Source organism: Chromobacterium subtsugae (assembly GCF_035919665.1).
GTDB lineage: Bacteria > Pseudomonadota > Gammaproteobacteria > Burkholderiales > Chromobacteriaceae > Chromobacterium > Chromobacterium subtsugae.
Genome location: NZ_CP142381.1, coordinates 4,471,010 through 4,493,311 on the forward strand (window position 1 = coordinate 4,471,010; position 22,302 = coordinate 4,493,311).

Annotated in this window: 15 protein-coding genes; 3 read left to right on the forward strand and 12 right to left on the reverse strand. The window is 67.3% G+C overall.

The annotated features are described in order from the left end of the window. Nucleotides 1-84 precede the first annotated feature (84 nt). From U6115_RS21320 to cysC, 6 genes are read right to left on the reverse strand one after another with little or no spacing between them, the layout of a single operon-like run. Nucleotides 85-954 (reverse strand): TauD/TfdA dioxygenase family protein, encoded by an 870-nt coding sequence (locus U6115_RS21320; protein ID WP_043579461.1) that lies wholly within the window; start codon nt 952-954, stop codon nt 85-87. Next, complete coding sequence (locus tag U6115_RS21325) at nt 941-1,723, reverse strand: sulfotransferase family protein (RefSeq protein WP_043579458.1); 783 nt, start codon at nt 1,721-1,723, stop codon at nt 941-943. Before U6115_RS21325 ends, U6115_RS21320 begins: the two co-directional genes overlap by 14 nt. Next, entirely contained in the window at nt 1,713-7,256 is a 5,544-nt protein-coding gene (locus U6115_RS21330) for a non-ribosomal peptide synthetase (RefSeq protein ID WP_193603933.1), read from the reverse strand. The genes U6115_RS21325 and U6115_RS21330 overlap by 11 nt, the downstream gene beginning before the upstream one ends. A 50-nt stretch (nt 7,257-7,306) precedes the next feature. Then, nucleotides 7,307-8,758 (reverse strand): FAD/NAD(P)-binding protein, encoded by a 1,452-nt coding sequence (locus U6115_RS21335; RefSeq protein WP_219945918.1) that lies wholly within the window; start codon nt 8,756-8,758, stop codon nt 7,307-7,309. Then, nucleotides 8,755-10,038 (reverse strand): MFS transporter, encoded by a 1,284-nt coding sequence (locus U6115_RS21340; RefSeq protein ID WP_065202871.1) that lies wholly within the window; start codon nt 10,036-10,038, stop codon nt 8,755-8,757. Before U6115_RS21340 ends, U6115_RS21335 begins: the two co-directional genes overlap by 4 nt. A 30-nt stretch (nt 10,039-10,068) precedes the next feature. Beyond that, a complete protein-coding gene (cysC, locus tag U6115_RS21345) occupies nt 10,069-10,686 on the reverse strand; it encodes an adenylyl-sulfate kinase (protein WP_080509572.1) in 618 nt (205 codons plus the stop codon). A gap of 386 nt (nt 10,687-11,072) precedes the next feature. Between cysC and U6115_RS21350 the strand changes: the two genes are divergently transcribed. From U6115_RS21350 to sbnB, 3 genes are all read left to right on the forward strand, one after another. Further along, nucleotides 11,073-11,504, forward strand: coding sequence for a ParB N-terminal domain-containing protein (locus U6115_RS21350; RefSeq protein ID WP_052258320.1), 432 nt, complete (start codon nt 11,073-11,075; stop codon nt 11,502-11,504). A gap of 70 nt (nt 11,505-11,574) precedes the next feature. Continuing rightward, on the forward strand, nt 11,575-12,564 hold the full coding sequence (gene sbnA, locus U6115_RS21355; RefSeq protein ID WP_043579456.1) for a 2,3-diaminopropionate biosynthesis protein SbnA: 990 nt from the start codon (nt 11,575-11,577) through the stop codon (nt 12,562-12,564). Further along, entirely contained in the window at nt 12,557-13,588 is a 1,032-nt protein-coding gene (gene sbnB, locus U6115_RS21360; protein ID WP_043579454.1) for a 2,3-diaminopropionate biosynthesis protein SbnB, read from the forward strand. Before sbnA ends, sbnB begins: the two co-directional genes overlap by 8 nt. A gap of 8 nt (nt 13,589-13,596) precedes the next feature. Here sbnB and U6115_RS21365 read toward each other — a convergent pair whose 3' ends face one another. From U6115_RS21365 to U6115_RS21390, 6 genes are all read right to left on the reverse strand, one after another. Further along, nucleotides 13,597-15,249, reverse strand: coding sequence for an acyl-CoA dehydrogenase family protein (locus U6115_RS21365; RefSeq protein ID WP_043579446.1), 1,653 nt, complete (start codon nt 15,247-15,249; stop codon nt 13,597-13,599). A gap of 181 nt (nt 15,250-15,430) precedes the next feature. Beyond that, on the reverse strand, nt 15,431-17,134 hold the full coding sequence (locus tag U6115_RS21370) for a hydrogenase maturation protein (RefSeq protein ID WP_043579444.1): 1,704 nt from the start codon (nt 17,132-17,134) through the stop codon (nt 15,431-15,433). Nucleotides 17,135-17,272: 138 nt separating this feature from the next. Further along, on the reverse strand, nt 17,273-18,139 hold the full coding sequence (locus tag U6115_RS21375) for an AraC family transcriptional regulator (RefSeq protein WP_043579442.1): 867 nt from the start codon (nt 18,137-18,139) through the stop codon (nt 17,273-17,275). Between the two features lie 143 nt (nt 18,140-18,282). Further along, entirely contained in the window at nt 18,283-19,242 is a 960-nt protein-coding gene (locus tag U6115_RS21380) for an XVIPCD domain-containing protein (protein ID WP_146008417.1), read from the reverse strand. 11 nt (nt 19,243-19,253) lie between these two features. Next, nucleotides 19,254-19,847, reverse strand: coding sequence for a hypothetical protein (locus U6115_RS21385; RefSeq protein ID WP_146008416.1), 594 nt, complete (start codon nt 19,845-19,847; stop codon nt 19,254-19,256). A gap of 107 nt (nt 19,848-19,954) precedes the next feature. Further along, the gene (locus U6115_RS21390) at nt 19,955-22,291 is read right to left on the reverse strand and encodes a glucosaminidase domain-containing protein (protein ID WP_052258318.1); all 2,337 of its coding nucleotides are present in this window, start codon (nt 22,289-22,291) and stop codon (nt 19,955-19,957) included. Nucleotides 22,292-22,302 lie beyond the last annotated feature (11 nt).

Genomic DNA, 22,302 nt, shown 5'->3' on the forward strand with positions numbered 1-22,302 from the left:
TTGCTACCCATATTGAAGTGAGTGAAAACCACGCGGCCGGCGCGATGCCCGGCCGCTCTTTATCCGCGGCGGCGCCGCCGGCCGTCAGGCCGTTTCCAGCGCGGCGCGCCGGGCTTCGCCCACGCCGAACGGCGCGTCGCCCTTCACGCACACCCGCTGCGCCAGCCGATGCGCGTCGCCGTAGTCGTTGACCGCCACGTGGGTGGTGCAGCGGTTGTCCCACATCGCGACATCGCCTTCCGACCAATGCCAGCGGACGATGAACTCCGGCCGCTCCATCCGGGCGTACAGGAAGTTGAGGATGTTGGCGCTCTCTTCCGAACTGAAGCCGACGATGTGGGACGTGAAGAAGGGATTGACGAACAGGCATTTGCGGCCGGTTTCCGGATGGACCCGCACCAGCGGATGCTCGGCGCGGGAAATCCGCGACATGTCGAGATCGGTGCGCTTGTTGCCGCCCGGCCGCGCGGCGTACTCCGGCGAGTACATGTCGTGCACCGCGCGCTGGCCTTCCAGAAAGGCGCGCATGCCGGGCGACAGCGAGGCGTAGGCGGCCTCGGAATCCGCCCACATCGTGTCGCCGCCGCGCGCCGGACGCTCCTTCACGCACAGCACGCCGAAAGCGGTCGGCGTCTCCGACACCGTCAGGTCGGTATGCCACATTTCGGCGCGGCCGCTGCCGTTGCGGCTGTCGAACAGCGTGATTTCCGGGTTCTCGGCCAGTTTGGGCGCGAACGACGGGAACTCGGTCTCGATCTCGCCGAAAGCCTGGGCGAAGGCGATCTGCCGCGCCATCGACAAGGCCGGCTGGCCGCGGAACAGCAGCACCTTGTATTGCAGCAGCGCGCGGCGGATTTCGCCGGCCAACTCCGGCGACGGCGTCAGGCTGACGTCGCAGCCGCGCACTTCCGCGCCTATGGTGCCGCTGAGCGGGCGAATTTCAAGCGTAGCCATCTTCTGTCCTCTCCTGTGCAATGGGTATCCCGGCCTGTTCCGCCGCCGCGCCGCCGGCCTCGAACAGGCGGCAGGCGAACTGGTACAGCTCGACGTCGAAACGATTCTTCTCCAGCACCCGCTCCCTGCAGGCGGCCGACAGCTCCAGTTCGGGGCCGTAGCTGCCGGCGTTCATCTTGCCGGGCGCCGGCAAGTTCCAGCCGAACTTGCGCGCGAAGCGCACCATCGACTCGTCGAAGCGCTCGGTCAGGCCGAAGGCGGCGAACTCCTCGGCCAGCTTGCGCTTGGCTTCGTCACAATGCCGCTGCGACACCGGTTCGCGCACCGAGGCGAATTGCGCGCCCGATATCGCCCGCACCTGGTAGTTGTCCAGGTCTATGCTGGCGTCGCTGAGCAGGAAGGGCTCCAGGCCCAGCCGCCGCTTCAGCAGATAGGAATGCAGGTAGTTGCGCTTGTCCTTCAGCGCGTAGAAGTAATAGGAAATCAGCCGCCGCACCGGCTCGCGCAGCAGCGCGACGTAGTCGAAGCCGCGCAGCGCCGGGTCGAAGCCGTGGACGAAATGGCCGCGCAGCAGATCGAAGCCCTGCTTGTCCGCGCCATCCAGCCGGCAGAAGGCCTCGATCTTGCCATTGGCCACCTTGACCTCCTCGTCGGCGTAGAACTTCGCCGTCCGGCGGCCCTGGTACAGCTGGTCCAGCGCATGGCCGAACGCGGTGCCGGCAGTGCGGGGAATATGCACGAACGCCAGTTTCGGCAGCTCAGCGGCCATTTCTCGCCTCCTTGCCGCCGACGCGGCGCCAGATGTCGGCCAGCGAGGCGGCCAGTTCGGCCGGACAATCGCGCAGCAGGTAATGGCCGATGCCCGGATACTCGATCAGGCTCACCTCGTCGGAGAGCAGGCCCCAGTCGCGATAACGCTCGGCGTAGCCGGACACGATGGGGTCCTCGGTTCCCACCAGGCAGAACACCGGCGCGCCGATGCGCTCGCCGGCCTCAGCGGCCCGCTCCCGCACCAAGTGGTTGTAGTAGCTGTCCGCCATGTGGCAGTCGTAGCTGAAGTCGTGCAGGAAGAACGCCCGCTCGTCGGCCTCGGCCGGCAGCGTGGAGCCGATGGAGCCGAGAAAGGCCACGATCTGCTCGTCGCTGCGCACATCCTTCGGCGTCGGCTCGGTGCGCAGCAAGGCCCCGCCTATGCACAGCGCGCGCAGGTCGGCGCCGCGCCGCTTCCATTCGCGCACGACGCCGAGCGCCAGCGCCGAACCGTTGCACTGCGCGAACACCATCAGCGGCAAAGACGACATCCGGCCCAATTCGTCGCAGACCTCCGCCGCCAGCCGCTCCACCTCCGCCACCATCGCGGCGTCGTCGTCCACCTCGTTGCGCGGCAGGTTCACCGCGCATGCCGCCAGCGGCGCGCCGGCGGCGGAGAATGCCCGGCCCATCTCGATGAAGCTGACCGGTCCGCCGCCCGAATTGGCGATGCACAGCAGCATCGCCTCGGCTTGCGCCGGATCGCCGGCTATCAGCGTCAGCGTCTTTTGCGCGTCGCCGTCCAGCCCGGCCAAATGTTCGGCCAGCGCCGCTATCGTCGGGTAGTCGTAAAGATGGGTGACCTCCAGCGGCGCGCCGTACTTGGCCGCGATGCGGATCGCCTTGAAGGAGTCGCCGCCGACATCGAAGAAGTCGTCGCCGATGCCTATCGCCTGGCTGCCGATCACCTCGCGCCAAATATCCGCCAGCCGGCGCTCGACCTCGTTGGTCGGCTCGACGCAGGCGGCGCGCGGCGCCGTCTCTTCGTAACCGGCCAGCAGCGCGCGGCGGTCTATCTTGCCGCTGGGCAGCTGCGGCAGCTCGCTTTCAAAGCGGAAGACCGACGGCACCATATAGGGCGGCAGTTTTTCCTTCAGTTCGGCGACGATGGCTTCGCGCTCGCCGTCGGCGCGAGCCACCGCGAAGGCGCACAGGAAAGCCTCGCGCCCCGCCGGGCGGATTTCCAGCACCGCCGCCTGCCGCACCGCCGGCAAGGCCTGCAGCGCCAGCTCCACGTCTTCCAGCTCGATGCGCATACCCCGGATCTTGACCTGCTTGTCCTTGCGGCCGTGATAAAGCAGCACGCCGTCCGGCCGCATCACGCCCAGGTCGCCGGTTTTGTACAGCCGGCCGCGGTACTTGTCCGGGAACGGGCTGTCCAGGAAGGCCTGCGCGGTGGCGCCGGCCATGCCGACGTAGCCGCGACCGACGCCGACGCCGGTGACGACGATTTCGCCCATCTCGCCGTACGGCAGCGGCCGCAATTCGTCGTCGACGATGTACACGTCGAAGTTGGCCAGCGCGCGGCCGATCGGCACCGGATTCTCCAGCGCGTCGCCCGCCGACATCAGGTGATGGGTGATGTCGTCCGACGCCTCGGTCGGCCCGTAGGCGTTCACCGCGTGAGTGTGCGGGAACAGCTTGAACCAGCGCTTGAGCAGCGACGCCTCTATCGTCTCGCCGGTCACCAAAAGGTACTGGACGCTCAGCGCCAGCCCGCCCGGGTGCTTGTCCTCGATATGCTCGACCAGCACCGACAGATAGGTCGGCACCACTTCCAGCACGGTGACCCGGTCGGCGGCGAGCCGCGCCAGCAGGCCGGCGACATCGTTGACCGCGCGGTCGTCGTACACCACGGTGGCGCCGCCGCGCGCCAGCGCGATGAACATCTGCCAGACCGACACGTCGAAACTCATCGACGCGTTCTGCGCCACCCGGCTGGATTCGGTCACCTTGCAGTCGATCGCCTTGTTGACGATGTTGTTGAGCATGCCGATATGCTCGACCATCGCCCCCTTGGGCTTGCCGGTGGAGCCCGAGGTGTACAGCACGTAGCTCAGGTCGTTGCCGGAGATGTGCACATCCGGATTGCGCTCGTCCAGCCCCGGCAACTGTTCGACGGCGTCGTAAGACACCGTGCGCATGCCCAGCGCGGCGGCGTTGTCGGCAGCCGCCTCGACGCTGTCGGCGATCACGAACGCCGCGCCGGCGGTTTCCAGCATGTCCCGCACCCGCTGCGCCGGCAGGACGGGGTCGAGCGGGATATAGGCGGCGCCGGCCTTCCACAAGGCCAGGATGGCGATGACCAGCTTGTCCCCGCGCGGGATGCGCACGCCCACCAGGCTGTCCGCGCCCAACTGCGGAAACTGCTCCAGCAGGTGATTGGCCAGCCGGTTGGCGGCGCGGTTCAACTGTTCGTAGCTGTAGCTGCGCTCGTTGCAGATCAGCGCGATCTGCTTCGGCGTGTCCTGGGCGTGGTTTTCCACCAGATGCGGCACCAGATCCCGTCCCAGCCGCAGGTCGCCCTGGCGCCGCGCCATGCTGAGGCCGGCGGCGTCGCTTGCGGCTTCAGCGCGCGCGGCGGCGCCGACCGCCGCGCTCAGCGGCTCGGCCAGGTTCTGGGGCATGCGGGTAAGCACCGATTCGAGTTTATCGGCCATGGCGTCAATGTCCTTTTTGTGAAACCGCGATGAGTCAAATTCAATGTCGAAGGCCAGCCGCGCCCCGGGCATTACCGACAAGGTGAGCCCGTAATGGGTTTCTCCGGCGTAGCCGCGTTCCGATACGCGCAGGGCCGTCGCCGCGCCGTAATCGGCGGCCGGGTAGTTATCTACGATCACCACGCTGTCGAACAGCGGCTGGTCGGCGCGCAGGCCGCTCTGGCGCTGGATGTCGATCAGGTCGATGCTGGCATGCCGGTCGCGCAGCAGATGCATGTCGCGCACGGTCCGCAGCCAGTCGCCCAGCCTGGCGCCGGGATCTAGCGCAAATCGGGCGGGCACGGTGTTGATCAGCGGCCCGACGATGCGCTCGACGCCGGGCAGATCGATGGTCCGCCCCGCCGAAGTCACGCCGAAAACCACGTCGGACTGGCCGCTGTAATGCGCCAGCAGCAACGCCCAGGCCGCCTGCATCGTCGCGGCCAGCGTCGTCTGGCCGGCGCGCGCCATCTCCGTCAGCCGGCGGGTCGCCTGCTCGCTCAGCCGGCGCCGCGACTTGGACGCCTCGCCGCCCAGCGGCGGCAGGCCCGGCTGCTCTATCCGCAGCGCCGCGCGCGGGCCGATGCCGGCCAGCGTCTCGCGCCAGTAGCGCAAGCCCTCTTCCCGCGGCTGGCCATGCCGCCAGAACGCCGCCTCGGCGAAAGACGGCGCCGGCGGCAGCGCCGGCTCCTGCCCTGCCCGCAAGGCGCGGTAAGCCTCGAACACCTCGTCCCACACCAGCGTCACGCTCCAGCCGTCGATGATGCTGTGGTGATGGGTCCAGCAGAAACGATGGCTTTGCTCGTCCACCCGCGCCAGCAGGAAGCGCATCAACGGCGGCCGCCCGAAATCGAACGGCGTCTGGCGATCGGCCTGGCGCCAGCGCTCGAACGCGTCCGGCGCCTGCCCGCGGAGGTCTTCCTCGCGCCAGTCCAGCGCCGGCGCCGCCACCGCCAGCTGCAGCGGCTGCTCGCGCTCGAAACCGACGAAGCCGGCGCGCAGCGCCGGGTGGCGTTCGATGACGATGCGCCAAGCCTCGCGGAACCAGCCGGCATCCAGCTCGCCCTCCAGGGTCAGATAGGCCTGGTTGGTATAAGCGTCGGCATGGCCGGGCAATTGGCTGTGGAAAACCATGCCGATCTGCATGCCGGTGGCCGGGCTCAGCTGCTCCAGCGCCGGAAAGCGTTGACGCCAGCCGGCCAGTTCGGCCGCCGTCAGGCCCAGGCCGGGGAAGTCGGACGGACTCAGGCTGGCGGCTTGCGCCGGGTCGGCGCAGTGCTCCGCCAGTTCGCGCAGCGCCTCGTCCAGCCGCGCCGCCAGCGCGTCCAGCCCTTGCGCCGGCACGGCCGCCGCGCGGCAGCTCAGCGTCAGCCGCAGGCAGCCGTCGCGCCGCTCGCCGCGCAGCCGCAACGGCGGCCCGCCGGCGTCGTCATCGTCGTTCGGCAGCGCCAGCCGCGCGATGCCGGCGCGCGCCGCTGCCGGCGCGTCGAAATCGCCGTCGTAACGGAATGCCAGGCGCGCGGTTCGGCCAGCGTCGCCCAGCTCTTGGGTCTGCGCGCGGCAGCCTTCCTTGGCCGCCAGGATCGCCGCCCCCGGCGCAAGCTCGCCGGCCGCCAGCGCCAGCGTCAAACCGCGTTCGACATCGAACTGGCCGACCGTGGCCGCCAGCTCGGCGTCGGCCGCGCGGCCATCTTGCGCCAGCCGCAGAGTAAGCGCCCTCTCGCCCGACCAGCGGCAAGCCGCCAACAGCGCGGCCGCCAGCAACAGCTCCTCCGGCCGCGCCCGATGCTTGCGCAAACCGCTCTCCAGCATGGCGGCGCTGCGCGCCGCATCCAGCTCGGCAACCGGCGCTAAGACCCATTCGCCGCCCGCCGCCGGCCAAGCTGCTTGCCGCGGCTCGCCTTCCCGCTTCTCACACCACTCTTGGTAGCGGCCAAACCCGGCTGCGCCGCGCGCGGAAATGGCGCCGCGCCGCCGCCATTCGTCGAAGGCCGCGCGCAGGTCGGCCAGAATCGTGCGCCACGATGCGGCATCCACCGCCGCCTGCCGGGCGCTGAGCCATAGCCGCGCGCCATCGCGCCCCTTTTCCAGCGCCGCCATCAACACGGGACCGGCATCGGCCTGCGGCTGCGGCGGCATCGACGACGCCGCGCGGCCATCCCGCGCCTCGCGCGCCAGCGCGTCGGCATCGGCGCGGAATTCCGCGCGCCATTCGCCGCCCTGGCGCGCAAACCGCAGCCGCAGCGCATCGTGGCCGGCATGCAGCGCCCGCAGCCAGGCCTGCAGAAAACGCTCGTCCATCTCTTCCGGCACTTGCAGCAACCGGCGGCTCACCGCGCCGCCATCCAGCGCCGCCAGCTGCGCGGGCCGCAGCGCCAACCGCCCCTGGCTGGGCTGCCGTTCGGGCGAAGCCTGGCTGGCGCTCGCAGCCAGCGCCGCGATGGTCTGGTGGCGGAGCAGGTCTTGCGCCGACAAGGCTATGCCCTTGGCGCGCGCCTGCGCCGCCAGTTGCACCGAGGCGATGGAGTCTCCGCCGGCGGCGAAGAAATTGTCGGTCGCCGATAGTCCCTCGACGCCGAGCACCGACTGCCAGATCTCCCGCAGCGCGCTTTCCAGGCCGGCGGCTGCCGGCGCGCCGCCGTCGGCCAGCTGGGCATCGACGTCGTAAGCCAGCAGCCAGTCGTCCGCGGTCATGTCGCAGGCGCGCGGCACGCCGTCGGCGCCGGCGCGCAACGGCGTCCAGGCCGCGTCCGCCGGCGGGGCTTCCTCCCGCGCCGGCATCGGCTCTCTCATCTCTATTCTTGAATTCATCGCCGCTCTTCGGAAAATGTCGTCGGCGGCGCTCACGCGCTTGCCGGTTGCGCCGGCTGCCGCAGCCGCGTTTCATCGCCGCAGTCCAGGCTCAAGGCCTCGGCCAGCCGCGCGACATGAACGCGCAATTCCGGCACCGCGGTCGCCTCCCAGTAACGGCCCTTCAGGAAAGGGCCGACGTAGTGCAGCCAGCGGGAAGCGACGCCGGCGCTGTCGCGCAGCGCGTAGCGCTCGTCCAGCTCGAACCCCAGGCCGAGCGCGTCCGGCACCAGCAGGCCGTCGGCTTGCAGGCTGTCCAGCAGCGGCTCGTCCAGCCGGCGGACATCGCCGCGCGGGCCGGTGCAATTGATCACCGCCCCCACTTGCAGGCGCAGCGCCTCGCCGCCGCCGCGCGGCTGCAGCGTCGCCTCCACGCCGTCGTCGGTCTCGCGGTAGGCGATGGCCCGGCCGGCGAGCAGGCGCAGCGAGCCGCTCGCCAGTTCGGCGCGCAGCCTTTCCCCCAGTTGCGGCGCGCAGCGGTGCCGATGCACCTCCCAGAACGGCCGCAGCCGCTGCAGGAAGCGGCGCCGCTCCGACAGCGGCAAGGCCTGCCATAGCTCCGGGGTGCGGGCGCGCAAGCCGCCGACGATGTCGCGCCAGTCGCCGCCGCCGCGCGCATGGCGGGCCGCCGCGCCGCGCACCAGGCTCAGGTAATTGCGCGCGGTCGGCTCGCTCAGCATCGCGTGCAACAGCGACTCGTCGTAATGCGGCGGGTTGTCCAGCGCCCGGTGCGCCTGCGGCGCCAGGCCGCGGCGCGATATCGCGTGGATGGGCGCGCGATGGCCGCGCTCGCGCAGCTCCAGCAGGATGTCCAGCATGGTGAGGCCGCTGCCTATCACCAGCACCGGCCGCTCCGGCGCGACACGCGCCAGCGCGCCCGGCGCCCAGGGGTCGCGGATGTAGCGGCGGCTGGCGTAAAACCCGCGCTGCGCCGCCGCGATGGGCGGATCCAGCGGCGCGTAGTTGCCGACGCAGAGCACCACCCGGTCGGCGTCCAGCACGCTGCCATCATCCAGCGTCAAGCGCGCACCCTCGCCATCGGCGCGCGGCCGCAACGCCGCCACGCCGCCAACCACGGTGCGCAAGCTCGCGCCCGCCGGCGCGTCGCGCTCGGCGTCCCGCAACAGCTGCTCCAGGTAATCGCCGTACAGGCTGCGCGCGACGAAGCTGCCGGGCGCGGCGTCGGCGATCCGCTGGCGGACATAACGGTAAAACCCGTCGCCCCGCTCCGACAGCGCGTCCATCCTGCCCACCGGCACGTTCAGCACCTGGGTCGCGGTGCGGCTGCCATACGCCACGCCGCGCGCCATCGGCCCGGACCGATTGATCAGCACCACCCGCAGCGGCGTGGCCGGCGGCTGCCGCAACAGCCGCGCCGCCAGAGTCGCGCCGCAAAAACCGGCGCCGATAATCGCAATCGTCTTCATCGCTTCGCTCTTGTTCATTTGCAGTGGCCGTCCATTCCGCCGGCGCCGCTCACCGCCAGGACCGCGTCCGGCTCGTCCGCCTCCGCCAGCGGCAGCAGCCAGCCCAGCAGGCACGACGCCGACATCAACAGGCCCGACATCAGCAGCGCCGCCCCCACGCCGAGCGGCTCCGCCACGCAGCCCCAGGCGAAGCTGCCCAGCGACATGCCGCCGATGATGCAGGAATGGAACAGGGACAATGCCCGGCCCGCCAGCCGGTCGGGCGCGCCGGTTTGAATCGAAAGATTGAAAGTGGACACCGACGCCACCCAGCTGGCGCCGGCGACGGACAGGCCCAGCAGCGTGCCCGGCAGCGCCGGGCTCACGGCGGCGGCGATAATGCCCAGGCCAAAGGCGAAAGCGCCGCCGCGCACCACCGTTTCCTTGGCGTGGCGCGCCCGCAGCGCGGCTCCGCCCAGCGCGCCGGCGGTGGCGCCGACGCCGAATGCCGCCAGCAGCATGCCGTAGGTGCCGGCGGCGCCGCCGAACTGCTGCTTGGCGAACAGCGGCAGCAACGCCCAGACCGGGCTGCCGAGAAAACCGAACAGCGCGCTGCGGAACAGCGCGTCGCGCATCCGCCGCGCGCGCCAGCAATAAGCGACGCCGCCGGCCAGCGCCGCCAACAGCTTCTCGCGCGGGTGCCGGCGCGGCGGCGGCCGTTTCCACGACAACAGCGCCGCGATCATCACCGCGCCGGCCAGTGCGCTGATCAAGAACGCCGCGCCAGGGGTGAACCTGGCCACGATCAGTCCCCCGAACGCCGGCCCGGCGGCGCGCGCGAAATTCAAGGAAAAGCTGTCCAGGGCGATCGCGGCGGACAGCTGGCTGCGCGGCACCTGTTCGGCCACCGACGACTGCCAGGTCGGCTGAAACAAGGCCGCGCCGCAGCCATTGAGGAAGGTGCAGGCCAGAATCATCGCCGGCGCCAGATAGCCGGCGGCGCTGAAGCCGGTCAAGGCCGCGGCGACGGCGAACACCAGCGCCTGCGACGCCAGCATCACCGCGCGGCGGTCCCAGGCGTCGGCCGCCACGCCGGACAGCAATGCGAACAGGGCGATCGGCACGCTAGCCGCGGTCTGGACCAGCGCCACCATCGTCGGCGTCGGCGCCATCGACGCCATCGCCCAGGACGCGCCCACGCCCTGCACCGTATAGCCGACATTGGCAGCCAGGCTGGTCAGCCAGACGACGGTGAAGGTTCGGTACGCGAACGGGCCTGACAGATCCGCCCACCAGGCGCGCAGCGCAGCTAAGGCCATCGCCGGCGCTCCCTCGTTCCGGCGCCGCGCTCAGCCACAAACGCCAGCCTCGGCGCGGGTGGCCGCCGCGCGCGCCATCGCCTGGTAATGGCCGAGCAGACGCTCCGCCGCCGCCTCCACGCCGGTGACCGTGGTATCGATCCGGATCGCCGGCTCCCGCGGCGGCTCGTAAGCCGCGTGCAGGCCGGTGAAGCCGGTGATCTTGCCGGCGCGGGCCAGCCGGTACAGGCCCTTGGGATCGCGGGCTTCGGCGACATCGATCGGCGTGTCGATGTAAACCTCGACGAAGCGCTGCGCGCCGACGATGTCGCGCGCCGCCAGGCGGAAAGACGCCAGCGGCGAAATGCAGGACACGATCACCAGCAGGCCGGCGTCCGCCATCAGCGCCGCGACTTCGGCGATGCGCCGCACGTTCTCGGCCCGGTCGCTCTCAGAGAAACCCAGATCGGCGTTCAGCCGGCCGCGCAGCTCGTCGCCGTCCAGCATCGCCGCCGCATGGCCGGATGCCAGGCACAATTGCTTGAGATGGCTGGCGATGGTGGTTTTGCCGGCGCCGGAAATGCCGGTCAGCCACAACACCGCCGGCGCGCCGGTAAGCGGCTGGGGAGAGTGGGGAGTGGCGTAATCGGGAGAAATGCGGTTGCCCATCCATGCCTCGCAAATTTCGGTTTGGCTGGGCAAGGCGCCGCGATGCCGCCGGACCAGCCGCCTCGCCACAGCAAATGAACAAATGACTTTGGTATATGACGAACTTATACATTACATATATCAAAAATTCAATTCATTATGAATAAAAATTTCCTCAAACAATTCAATCCGGAAATTCATCCCAAAGAGCAGCTTCGAACTGGCCATTAGCAGGGATTCCCGATCGCGCATCACGCGCGTGAGCTTAAGTTGACAATCTCATACCTGCATTGTCTAATGTCATTTGATTATGCAAAAAACATATAAGCGCTTTCCCTGATCAATCCATGGCCGCCCAGCGCATGCGGGGCCGGCCGGTGGTTTAGATATTCCGCACAAGGGGTGACATGAATCCGAGGCCAATCGAGACCGCCGCAGCCAAGCCCAAGCTTGCGCTGCTGCCGCCGGACCGGCTGAAGCCGACCGAGGAGTTCCTGCCGGAACGCTTGGGGGAGGTGGCCGCGCGGGTGCTGGCCGATGGCGGATGGAAGACGCCGATCCTGGTCGAGCGCCGCACGCTGGTGGTGATGGACGGCCATCATCGCCGCGAATTCGCGCTGCGCCACGGCTTGATGCTGGTGCCCTGCCTGTTGCTGGACTACGCCGACGTCGCGCTGGAGGCCCGCCGCGACGACCTGCTGGTCACGCCGGAAGAGGTGATCGCGCGCGGCCTGGAAGGCCGGCCGTACCCGCCCAAATCCACCCGGCACACGCCGGCGGCGGCGCTGGATTGCAGCTGCTGGTTCGCGCTGGACGAGCTGCTGCCGCCGCGGGCCTGAGCCAGGCGCCCGGCCGCGCCCTTCCCGCCTGCCGGCGGTATTTTCCTTTCACCTGCAGCAGGAATCTTGCATGCGATACGACTCCATCGAACAAGCCGTCTCCGACGATATTTTCCTGAGGCTCGAGCAATTTTCCCCATCGGGCGACGTGCACTTGAAGATAGAAGGCTTCAATCCGGGCGGATCGATCAAGATCAAGACCGCGATGGCGCTGATCCGCGACGCCGAGGAGCGCGGCCAGCTCGCGGCCCGCAAGAAGATAATAGAGTCCAGTTCCGGCAATCTGGGCCTGGCGCTAAGCCAGATCGCCGCGGCGCGCGGCTATGACTTCGTCTGCGTCGTCGACAAGAACACCAGCGCCCAGAACATCGGCATGATGCGCGCGCTGGGCACCACCGTGGTGGTGATCGAGCAGCGCGACGAGCACAACGGCTATCTGGGCAACCGGCTCGCCTACATCCGCCAGGCCATCGCGCGCGACCCCGAGCGGATCTGGCTGAACCAGTACCAGAATCCGGCCAACCCGGCGGTCCATGCCGACATGACCGCGCGCGCCATCCTGAACGAGTTCGGCAGCGTCGACTATCTGTTCGTCGGCGCCGGCACCACCGGCACCCTGATGGGCTGCGCCGCGTTCTTCCGCGGCCATTCGCCGCAAACCCGGCTGATCGCCGTCGACTCGGTAGGCTCGGTGACTTTCGGCACGCCGGGGCAGGCGCGCTATCTGCCTGGACTGGGCTCCAGCGTGCAGCCCCACTTCTTCGACGCCGCCGCGGTGGACCGGCTGATCCAGATTCCGGAAGCCGAAACCATCGCCGCCTGCCGCGATGTCGCGCTGCGCTACGGCTATCTGGGCGGCGCGTCCACCGGCACGGTGCTGGCCGCGGTGCGGCGCCTGCACGCCGAACTGCCGGCCGACGCCGTGGTGGTGGCCATCTCGCCCGATCTGGGCAACGGCTACCTGGACACGGTCTACGACGACGACTGGTGCGATCAACGCTTCGGCCCGGCATGGCGCCAAGCCTCCCAACCGCTCAACGAGAATCTGACCTATGCATAACTCCGCCCCGAATTTCAGCGTGATCACCGGCGACTTCATCCATGGCGCGCTGGCGCAGGCCAAAACCGAGGTGATCGACATCATCCGCCAGGCCTATTTGCTGCACCACCAGCGCAAGACGGTCAATCCGGACAGCTATTTCCTCCGCTTCGCCGACAGGCCCGAGGCGCGCATCATCGCGCTACCGGCGGCGATCCGCGACGCCGATTCGGCGCTGGAAGTCTCCGGCATCAAGTGGATAGCCAGCTATCCGGGCAATGTCGACGCCAACCTGCAGCGGGCTTCGGCGGTGGTGCTGCTCAACGACTACCGCACCGGCTATCCGTTCGCCTGCCTGGAAGCGTCCCAGATCAGCTCGGCGCGCACCGCGGCGTCGGCGGTGCTGGCCGCGCAGCAGTTATGGCCCCACGGCCGGCGCGCCGGCTCGCTGGCCATCATCGGCGGCGGCGTGATCGCCGGCAGCATCCTGTCCTTCTTCGATGCCGCCGGCTGGCAATTCGACGACGTGCGCGCCTACGACATCAACGATGCGCACCTGGCGGCTTTCACCCGCAATATGGGCGCGAGCCTGCGCTACCCGATCCGCGCCGCCAGCCGGGACGAGGCCTTGCAAGCCGACATCGTGGTGCTCGCCACCACCGCCGGCACGCCGTGGATTCCCGCCGGCCACGCCTTCGCGCCGTCGCAGCTGATCCTCAACGTCTCGCTGCGCGACCTGGCGCCGGAAACCATCGTCGGCGCCAACAATGTGCTGGACGACGTCGAGCACTGCATGAAAGCCAACACCTCGCCGCACCTGGCGGAGCAGCGCTACGGCCATCGCGGCTTCATCGACGGCACGCTGGCGCAAGTGATGCAGGGCGAAATCCGCCTGGATCCCGCCAAACCGACCATCTTCTCGCCCTTCGGCCTGGGCGTGCTGGACCTGTGCCTGGCGATGTTCTTGTACCGGAAAAGCGAAACCGAGGGCGCCAGCCATCCGGTGCCGGGCTTCTTCGCCGACACCCAGCGCTGGAACGGCTGAGCGGCGGCTCAAACCGGCAGGCTGCGCCGCAGGATGGATTCCATATCCATCCCGCCGGCATCCAGCGCGCCAGCCACCCGGCCCCATGCCGCGTCGCGCAGGCGGCTGGCGATGAAAGCGTCGGCGATGAAAGCCGGCGACTGCGCGCGCAGCAGGCAAGCCTGCGCGGTTAGGGCCAGCAGCTGGGCAAAACGGCGGCCCCGCGCCTCCAGTTGCTCCGGCCCCGCCTGCGCCTGCGCGCGCAAATCCCCGATCGCATCCGTCAGCCCGGCCTCGCCCGCGGCCATCGCCGCCAGATCCGCCAGCAGCCGCTCCCAGGCTTCCGGCTCGCGCCGCACCGCGCGCGCCACATCCAGGCACATCACATTGCCTGAACCTTCCCAGATGGAGTTGACCGGCGCCTCGCGGAACAAGCGCGCCATCGGCCCGGCATCGACATAGCCGTTGCCGCCGAAGATCTCCATCGCCTCGCCGCTCCACTCCACCGCGCGCTTGCACACCCAAAACTTGGCGGCCGGCGTGACGATGCGCTTCCAGGCCCGCTCGGCCGGCTCGCCGTCACGCTCGAAAGCCTGCGCCAACCGCATCGCCAGCGCCAGCGCCGCCTCGCTTTCCAGCGCCAGGTCGGCCAATACCGCGCGCATCGCCGCCTGCTCCGCCAACACCTTGCCGAAGGCCATGCGCCGGCGGGTGTACGCCAACGCCTGCGTCGCGGCCTGCCGCAACAGCGCCGCGCTGCCGATCACGCAATTGAGACGGGTATAGGTGGCCATTTCGATGATGGTGGGAATGCCGCGTCCGGGCTCGCCCAGCAGAACGCCCCAGGCGTCCTGGAGTTCCACTTCGCTGCTGGCGTTGCTGCGGTTGCCCACCTTGTCCTTCAGGCGCTGGATCGCCACCGCGTTGCGGCTGCCGTCCGGCAGCCAGCGCGGCACATAAAAGCACGACGGCCCGCTGTCCGCCAACTGCGCCACCACCAGGTGGGCATCGCTGGTCGGCGCGGAGAAAAACCATTTATGGCCGCGCAGCCGGTATTCGCCGCCGCGGCCGCCATGGCCGAGCGGCTCGGCCCGGGTGGTGTTGGCGCGCACGTCCGAACCGCCCTGCTTTTCCGTCATCCCCATTCCGATCCAGGCGCAGGCCTTCTGCGCCAGCGGCAGGTCGCGGCCGTCATGGACATGGCTGAACAGCTTGTCCCGCAGCGCCTCCCACAACGCCGGCTCCCTGCGCAGCAGCGGAATGGCCGCCTGCGTCATGGTGGCCGGGCACAGCGTGCCCGCCTCCACCTGGCCGTGCAGATAGCTGCCGGCCAGCGTGGCCGCCCAGCGCCCGCCCCGCTCCTCGGCGAAAGGCAGCGACACCAGCCCCTGGCCGCGGTACATCTGCAGCAGCCGGTGCCAGGCCGGGTGGAAATCCACCTGGTCGACGCGTCGGCCGCGCCGGTCGAACGCCCGCAGCCGCGGCGGGAAAAGATTGGCCTCCTCGGCCAGTTCAAAGGTTTCGGCGCGGCCCAGCGTCTCGCCGTAGCCCCGCAGCCAGGGCACGGCCCACTCGGCGCCGGCCCGACTCAGCGCCTCGCCCAAGGCCGGGTCGCTGTCCAGCAGCTTGTAGTCCGTCAGTTCGTCGAACTGATTGCTCACTTCATGCGTTTGCCAGCCCATGTCCCGACTCCTAGATGAATGCCAGCCTGCGCTGGCCGCCGCCAAACTGGCGATGCGCACAGTATAAGGGCGTCGTCCGGCCAGAAAATCCATGATTCAGGCCAGTTTCCCGCCCAGGCGAATCGCGCGTCCGCGCGGCAAAAACGAGCAGTCCGCTTGTCCGCGCCAAGCTTTCCGCCAGCTAGCCTCCCTGCCGCGCCCATGGCGCGACCAAGCGCTGCGGCGTGCCGCAGGCCCGGCGCTTGTGGACGAAGTTGCCGCATTTCTCGATGAACTGGCGGCGGTTGCGCAACATGTCCAGCCGCATTTCGCCCAGCTCCGCCTGCCGGCATCGCTCCAGCTGCGCCAGATCCAGCGTCTCTTTGCGCTCGCGCCAGGCCTGCCAGGCCGGCGTCAACAAAGCCTGCTTCGCCGCTTGCAGCAGCCAGCGGCCGAACTCCTGCTCGTCGCGCGGCCCGATGTCCTGCACCATGCCCAGCCGCCAGGCCTGGCGGGCGCCCAGCGGCAGGCAGTCGTTGCACAGCTTGGCCGCCGTTTCGGCCCCCACCGCGCGCGGCAGCGTGTAGGTCCAGTACTCGGAGCCGTACAGCCCCATGGTCTGGTAATGCGGATTGAACACCACGCCCTGGCGCGCCAGCACCACGTCGGCGGCCAACGCCAGCATCGCGCCGCCGGCGCCGGCGTTGCCGGCCACGCCCGCCACCACCAGTTGCGGCGCGGTCAATATCTCCAGGCAGACATCGTCTATCGCCTGGATATTGCGCCAGGCCTCGGCGCCCGGGTCCTGCGCCGCCTGGATCACGTTCAGATGGATGCCGTTGCAAAAGCTGCCGCGCCCGCTGCGCAGCAGCAGCACTTCGCAATCCTGCCGCTTGGCCCATTGCAGCGCCCGCTGCAGGCGCCGGCATTGCTCGGTGCTCAGCGCGCCGTTGTAGAACTCGAAGGTCAGCTCGCCCACCTTGCCGACCCGGCGGTAGCGGATAGGCTGATAGGATTCTTCGCAATGCGGATGGGTGGCGATAGACCATTCCAGCCTTGGCACCTCATCCAGCAGGTCCGCCAGCAGATGGCGCGCCGGCAATTTGAAAGTTTCTTCGCCGGCCTCGGGCGCGCGCCGCAGCGCGCCCAGCCACAGGCTGGCGTCGCCGGTTGCCACCAGCACCGCGTCGTCATGCACCGCCAGAATCTGGCCCGGGCTGCCGCGCCTATGATCCAGGTGGGCGTCGTACAGGTAGTAGCGGCCGCCGGCCAGATCCGCCAGCACTCCGGGCTGGCCGTCGCCGGCGTCGATGCGGCGCTTGATCGCCTCCGCCGGCTCGCGCCAGTCGAATGCCCGATCCGCCTGCTTCATATTCGGCTGCAGCCGGCCGCGCACCGCCGGATCGGCATAGTCGACCGCTTGCGGCTGGTAGCCGCCGACGAACTTCTCCACCACGTCGCGTAGGCAATAGATGGCGGCGTCGCTGACCAGGCCGTTGTAAAGTTCGGACTTGCGCAGCCCCGCGGGCAGATCGAACTCGCTGCTGGACCACACCGGGCCGGCGTCCATTTCCTCCACCGCCTGCAACGCGGTCACGCCCCAGCGCTTCTGCTGCAGGCTGATCGCCCAGTCCAGCGCCGACGCGCCGCGGTCGCCGACGATGCCCGGATGAATGATCACCACCGGAAAAGGCGCGTCGCGCCACAGCCGCGCCGGCACCCGGTCTTTCAGAAACGGGCAGATCACCAGCTGCGGCGCCGCCGCCTCTATCTGCCGGCAGACATCGTCCGCATCGTTGAACAGCACCACGCTGGGCTCGTGGCCCGATTCGCGCAGCTCCAACCAGGCGCGCTGGGTAAGGCCGTTGAAGGCCGAGGACAACAGGACGATTCTCAAGGCTTGCATTGCGTTCTTCCCCACGGGATCGATCAGTCGAAACCGGGGATGCTAGGCCGGGCCATCGCAATGACATTTGATTGACGCCAAGTCTCATCCTGTTGAGAACCATGCCCTGGCCAAAATACCAGTGCGTCGATGCCGCCCTCAGCTCAAGGGCAAATAAATGTCCGTCTGCAGCAAATGTTCCGGTGTTGCGCCGACCAGGTTGAGGTACAGGAAATACACCGGGAAGTCGCGCAGGCTCTCGCCGCTGGACGGCAGCCACTGCCGGTACAGGCAGTACACGCTTTCGCCCAGCCGCTGATGCGAGCCGACATGGCGCAGCACCGCGCAGCGGCCGCCGGGAATCTCCTTGGCCACCACCCCCTGGCGGTTGGCCGGCACCGGCCCCGCCACGCTGCCGCAAATGTCGAAGCGGAAATCCGCCGCCGCGGTGGTATCCGGGTTGTCGTAAGCGATGCCGTAAGTCTGGCTGCTGGTCAACGGCGACAGGCCGCTCTCCTTGCGCCACTCAATGAAGCGGCTGGCGCTGTCGTTTACCCGCTCCGGCGCGCCGCGATGCTCCAGCGCGGCCACCCGCACCGTATCCACGACCATGATCTTCACGTCCATATCCTCCATCCTCTCTCTGACGGGAACAGGAAACCGGGTTTGCCAATGCGCCCAATCCGGCGCGCGGCGAAAGGCGCTGGGCGTCTGGCCGAAAGCGTGCTTGAAAGCCCGGGAAAACGACTCCGGATTTTCAAAGCCGGCATCCAGCGCGATGTCGGTGATCCGCAACAAGGGCTGGAACACCAGTTGATACGATGCCCGCCGCAGGCGCTGCAGCTGGATGTAGCGCGCCACGCTGACGCCGCAATAAGCGGCAAACTGGCGCTGAAAATGAAAGCGGGAAAAATGCGCGACCTGGCTCAGCCGCTCGATATTGAGCGGCTGTTGCAAATGTTGATCGATATGATCGAAAACCCGCGTGAAACGCCGCGCATAGTCGCCGGCCCTGGATCTGCCCATGACACCTCCTTCGCCACGCCGACTATGCCAAAAACGGCAATCGCCGTCCTGACCGGAAATGCTGGATGCGGCAAATCCGCAGGCAAAAAAAGTCCGCGGGTAAAACCGCGGACCAATAGGGTAGAGAAAAAGAATGCCGGCGCTCAGCCCAGGCTCATGCCCCCAGCCGAACGGGAGGCGGTCCGCACCGCCTGGGCCGGCGCGGGCGCTGCCTTGTCCGGCGTCGCCGCCAGCGCTGCCAGCGCCGTCGCCGCCGGCTGCCGGATCGCGCTGTCCACCTCCACGCTGGCATGCTGGATTTTCTGGCCGCCGTCGCGGCCGATCAGCGTGGCCGTGCCCGGATCGGCGGCGTTCAGCACCGCGCCATCGGCCTTGGCCATGCCGTTTTTCCAGCCGCTGTGCGCCAGCGACGCGCTCAGATTGTCTATCTGCCCGGGCTGCAGCGCCGCCAACTTGGGCTCGCGCCGCTGCAGCGCCTCCACCGCCTGCGCGGTTTGCGTGGCGAATTTCTGCTTTTCCGGCGACAGCGCGTCGTTTTCGGTCAGCAGCTTCTGCAGCAACGTCCGGTTTTCCGGCAAGGGGTTGGTTTGCCGATGATTCAATCGGCTATGTGGAATAGGTGCAGGAATGGAGTCAAAATCATTGGCATTGTTGACCGGCTTGAGAGAGCCTTCGTACTTGGGAAGCGCTTGCTGGCCTGCCAGGCCATACGCTTGCATATTCAAACCTGCATGGTTCAAACCTTTCCACGTAAAGTCGATGCAGCTATTGGTAAGTCCATTATAATTCAAGTCGAAATACTTGTTAGAATGATTCTTAGCGGCCTCACCATACTCTTTCAGCTTTTCATACTGCTCTTTAGTTATTTCTATAGTACGGACATAGTACGGAGAACTATATCTCTTCGTATCGCCATGCTCAACTATGCCAGCCCCATGCGTGCTTCCATGATTTTTAGGGGCGAAGCCATAATCATCAACCTTTTTCCCATCAGAAATTCCAAACCACACATGCCCAGCCGCAGAAGTCGCATTCGGGTCATTCTTGTCGCCCATCAGCTTGGTGCCTGGCGCTGCCACATAAATGCTCAATGTGTAAGGCATGATTCTCCCCGCTACTTCCCATAAACAATATGATCAAATACAACTCTGGAGTCCAAGCCCTTCAAACGAGCATCGCCCTTCACAAGTTCGACACTGGCATGATACTGGCCTGGTTCAAATTTATAATCAAGCACATCCAGATCAATATACACCTGTTTTTCATCCTCGCTGCCCTTGCCGGACAAGTCCCCAGACAGATAAACATCTCCGACAGCGCTCTCTCCTTTCTCAGGTTTCTCGCCATATAAGACAACTGGCGACCACTTCACCCCATCGAAACGGGAGACATGCACCCGAAACTCAAGTTTAACTTGCTCCAGCAAATCGGGAACCACATCCTCTGGCCGTTTGAAAACAAACCGGGCAATCACGCCATAGCGGTTAAGGTGTGGGTTAAACTTTCCAGGAACAATCCAAAAAACTGAACTTACTTTTTGGCCAGGCCTATCCATTGGAAAGTCAAAACTCATCGGCGCCTGAGGCTGGACAAACCAATAGCGGTCTTGCGTGCGCTCCCGCCAATAGAAAAACATGCTGACCGCCAAACCGATGGCCAGCACAAAAATCATCAGCAAAAGAACACGACGACTTTGGGGATGGGACACTCAACGCTCCTTCATTTCGCACATCCGGTGCGAGCTGGTGACAGACCGCCATGCTCAAGCACGGCAGCCATCCGGCACAAGCTGCAAAAATCCCGAAATGCGCGCCCTCACATCCCCATCGCCGGCTGCTTGGCGCGCGCCGGCGGCTGGTGCGCCTGCGCCTTGGCCGCTGGCTGGCCATGCTCAGGCGCCGCCGCCAGCAGCGACAGCGAGTGCTGCGCCGACTGCTTGATCGCATCCCTCAGCTCCACCGCGGCGTGCTCGACCTTGTTGGCCGCGCTCTTGTAAAGCATGCTGATCTTGCCGGGGTCGACGGCGTTCACCATCACCGCGCCCACCTTCTCGATGCCCTTTTTCCACCCTTCCACCGCCAGGGCGGCGCTCAGGTTGTCCACCTGGTGCGACGCCAGGTCTTTCAAGCGGCCGTCGCGCTGCTGCAGCGAACCCACGTGCTGCCGCGTCTGCTCCAGCAGGCTTTGCTTGCCGTCGGACAGGCCCGCGTGCTGGGCCGCCTGCGGCGCGGCGTCAGGCTTGTAGAAGTCATCCTTGGGCCGCAGCGCGCCCAGGAAGGCCTGCTTGCTCCAGTAAGGATTGCTGCTCAGATTGACTTCCGCCGGGCCGGTGGAGGTTTGCGAGCCGTAGAACATCTGCTCGCCCTTCTCGTTTTTGCCCTTGTAGACCGCCACGTGCTGGCCGCCGCCCGCCATCTTGAACATCAGGATGTCGCCCGGCTGCAGGTCTTTCTTGTTGTCGATCACATTGAAGTTGCGCTTGGCGTAGTCGGTTATATTGGCGTGGGGATGCTGGCCGCCGTGTCCGCCGTTGAACAAGGTGTGAGTGGTGAAGTTCGCCGCGCTCTTGAAATCATCGGTCACCTTGGTATTGCCCAGCTGCAGCGTGCGCCATACCAGCGATGAGCAATCCACGCCTTTCTTGCCATCGTGATCCGTGTCCGCCTCCAGCCGGCTGCCATCGATGCGATTGCCGTTGGGTTTCTTCTTGTTGGCCAACTGGCCCGCCATGTCGGCGCGGCCATATTCAAAAGTGCCGTCGCCGAAATGCTCCAGCGCGGCGTTGACCATGCGCGAGCCGCGGTCGTTGCCGGCAACCGGCTGCGGATGCTGCGACTTGTCCTGGCCGGCATGCGCCGCCGCTTTGGCTTGAGCATGGGCTGCCTGTGCCGGCATATGCTGAGCGTGAGCCGATTGCGCCGGCCCGGCAGGCGCCGTCGCTTTGGCTGGGCCATGGGCACCCTGTGCTGGCGGATGCGAAACATGAGCCGCCTGCGGCGCGGCGGGCTTCGCCTGCTCGATCTGCGGCTTGGCCGCCGCGGCCTGCTCCACAGGCTTGGCTGGCGTAGGCTGCGCCGGACTGGCGCCGGACTGGGGCTGGGCAGCGACCGTCGATGCCGGCTGGTTTGGCGAGGGCGCGGCCGGCGCCGCGCCGAATTCCGCGCTGACCTGTTGCAGCTTGTTGCCGGCATCCTGCCCCACCAGGCTGATCTTGCCCGGATCGGCGGCGTTGACCACCGCACCGTTGATCTTGGCCATGCCTTGGCGCGCGGCGTCGACCGCCAGTTGGCCGCTCAGATTGTCCAGTTGCGCGGCGTCCAGCTTCTGCAGGCGGGCGTCGCGCTGTTGCAGCGCCTGCACGGCGTTTTTGGCTTCCTGCACCAGATGCTGCTGCGCCTCCGGCAACAGGGTCTGCACCCGCTCCGCGCTGGGCGCGGAAGCCGCCGCGGCGGATGGCTGCGATTGTTTCGGTTGCTGCGCTTGCTGCTGAGCAGCATGCGCGGCGACAGGCTGGGCCGGCTTATCATGCGCGACAGATGCCGAAACGGCTTTGGCCGGCGGCGGGGAGGCCTGCGCGGCGCTGGAATGCGGCGCCTGCGAGGCGACGGCCGGCTTTGCCTGGCCCGCCGCGTCAAACTCCGGATGCCGCTTGCGGGCTTCAGCCAGCGCATGGCGCATGGTGCGGCCATGGAACAGTTCGATCATGCTTTCCGCGTAATTTTCTGCAGTAGCGTAGCCGCCTTTCTTCAACGCATGGGCTTCCTTCTCCATATTGCCCTTCACGCCGGGATCCATCAGCCCCGCCTTGGCATAACGCGAGCTGTTCTGCAACATTTGCATCCGGTCTGCCAGAGAATCCGTTACCGAGGGATAAACGCGGAAAGCATCATCCACCCAAACTTTCTTGCCGTTCTGTTTTTCCCAGACATGGTAAACCTTGGAGTCGCCCTTCCAGGACGACCCCGTCTTGATATTGAAGACGTTGTTGCTGCCCGGCAGCACCTTCTCGCCCCAGCCGGTCTCCTGCGCCGCCTGGGCAAGAATCAGCTCCCACGACATGCCGCTCTTGCGCGAGGCCTCTCTCGCCGCCGGATAGAGGGAAACGATGAAATTGATCTTGTCCTGTTGAGAGTAATGCTTCTTTTCTGCCATCACGGTTTCCT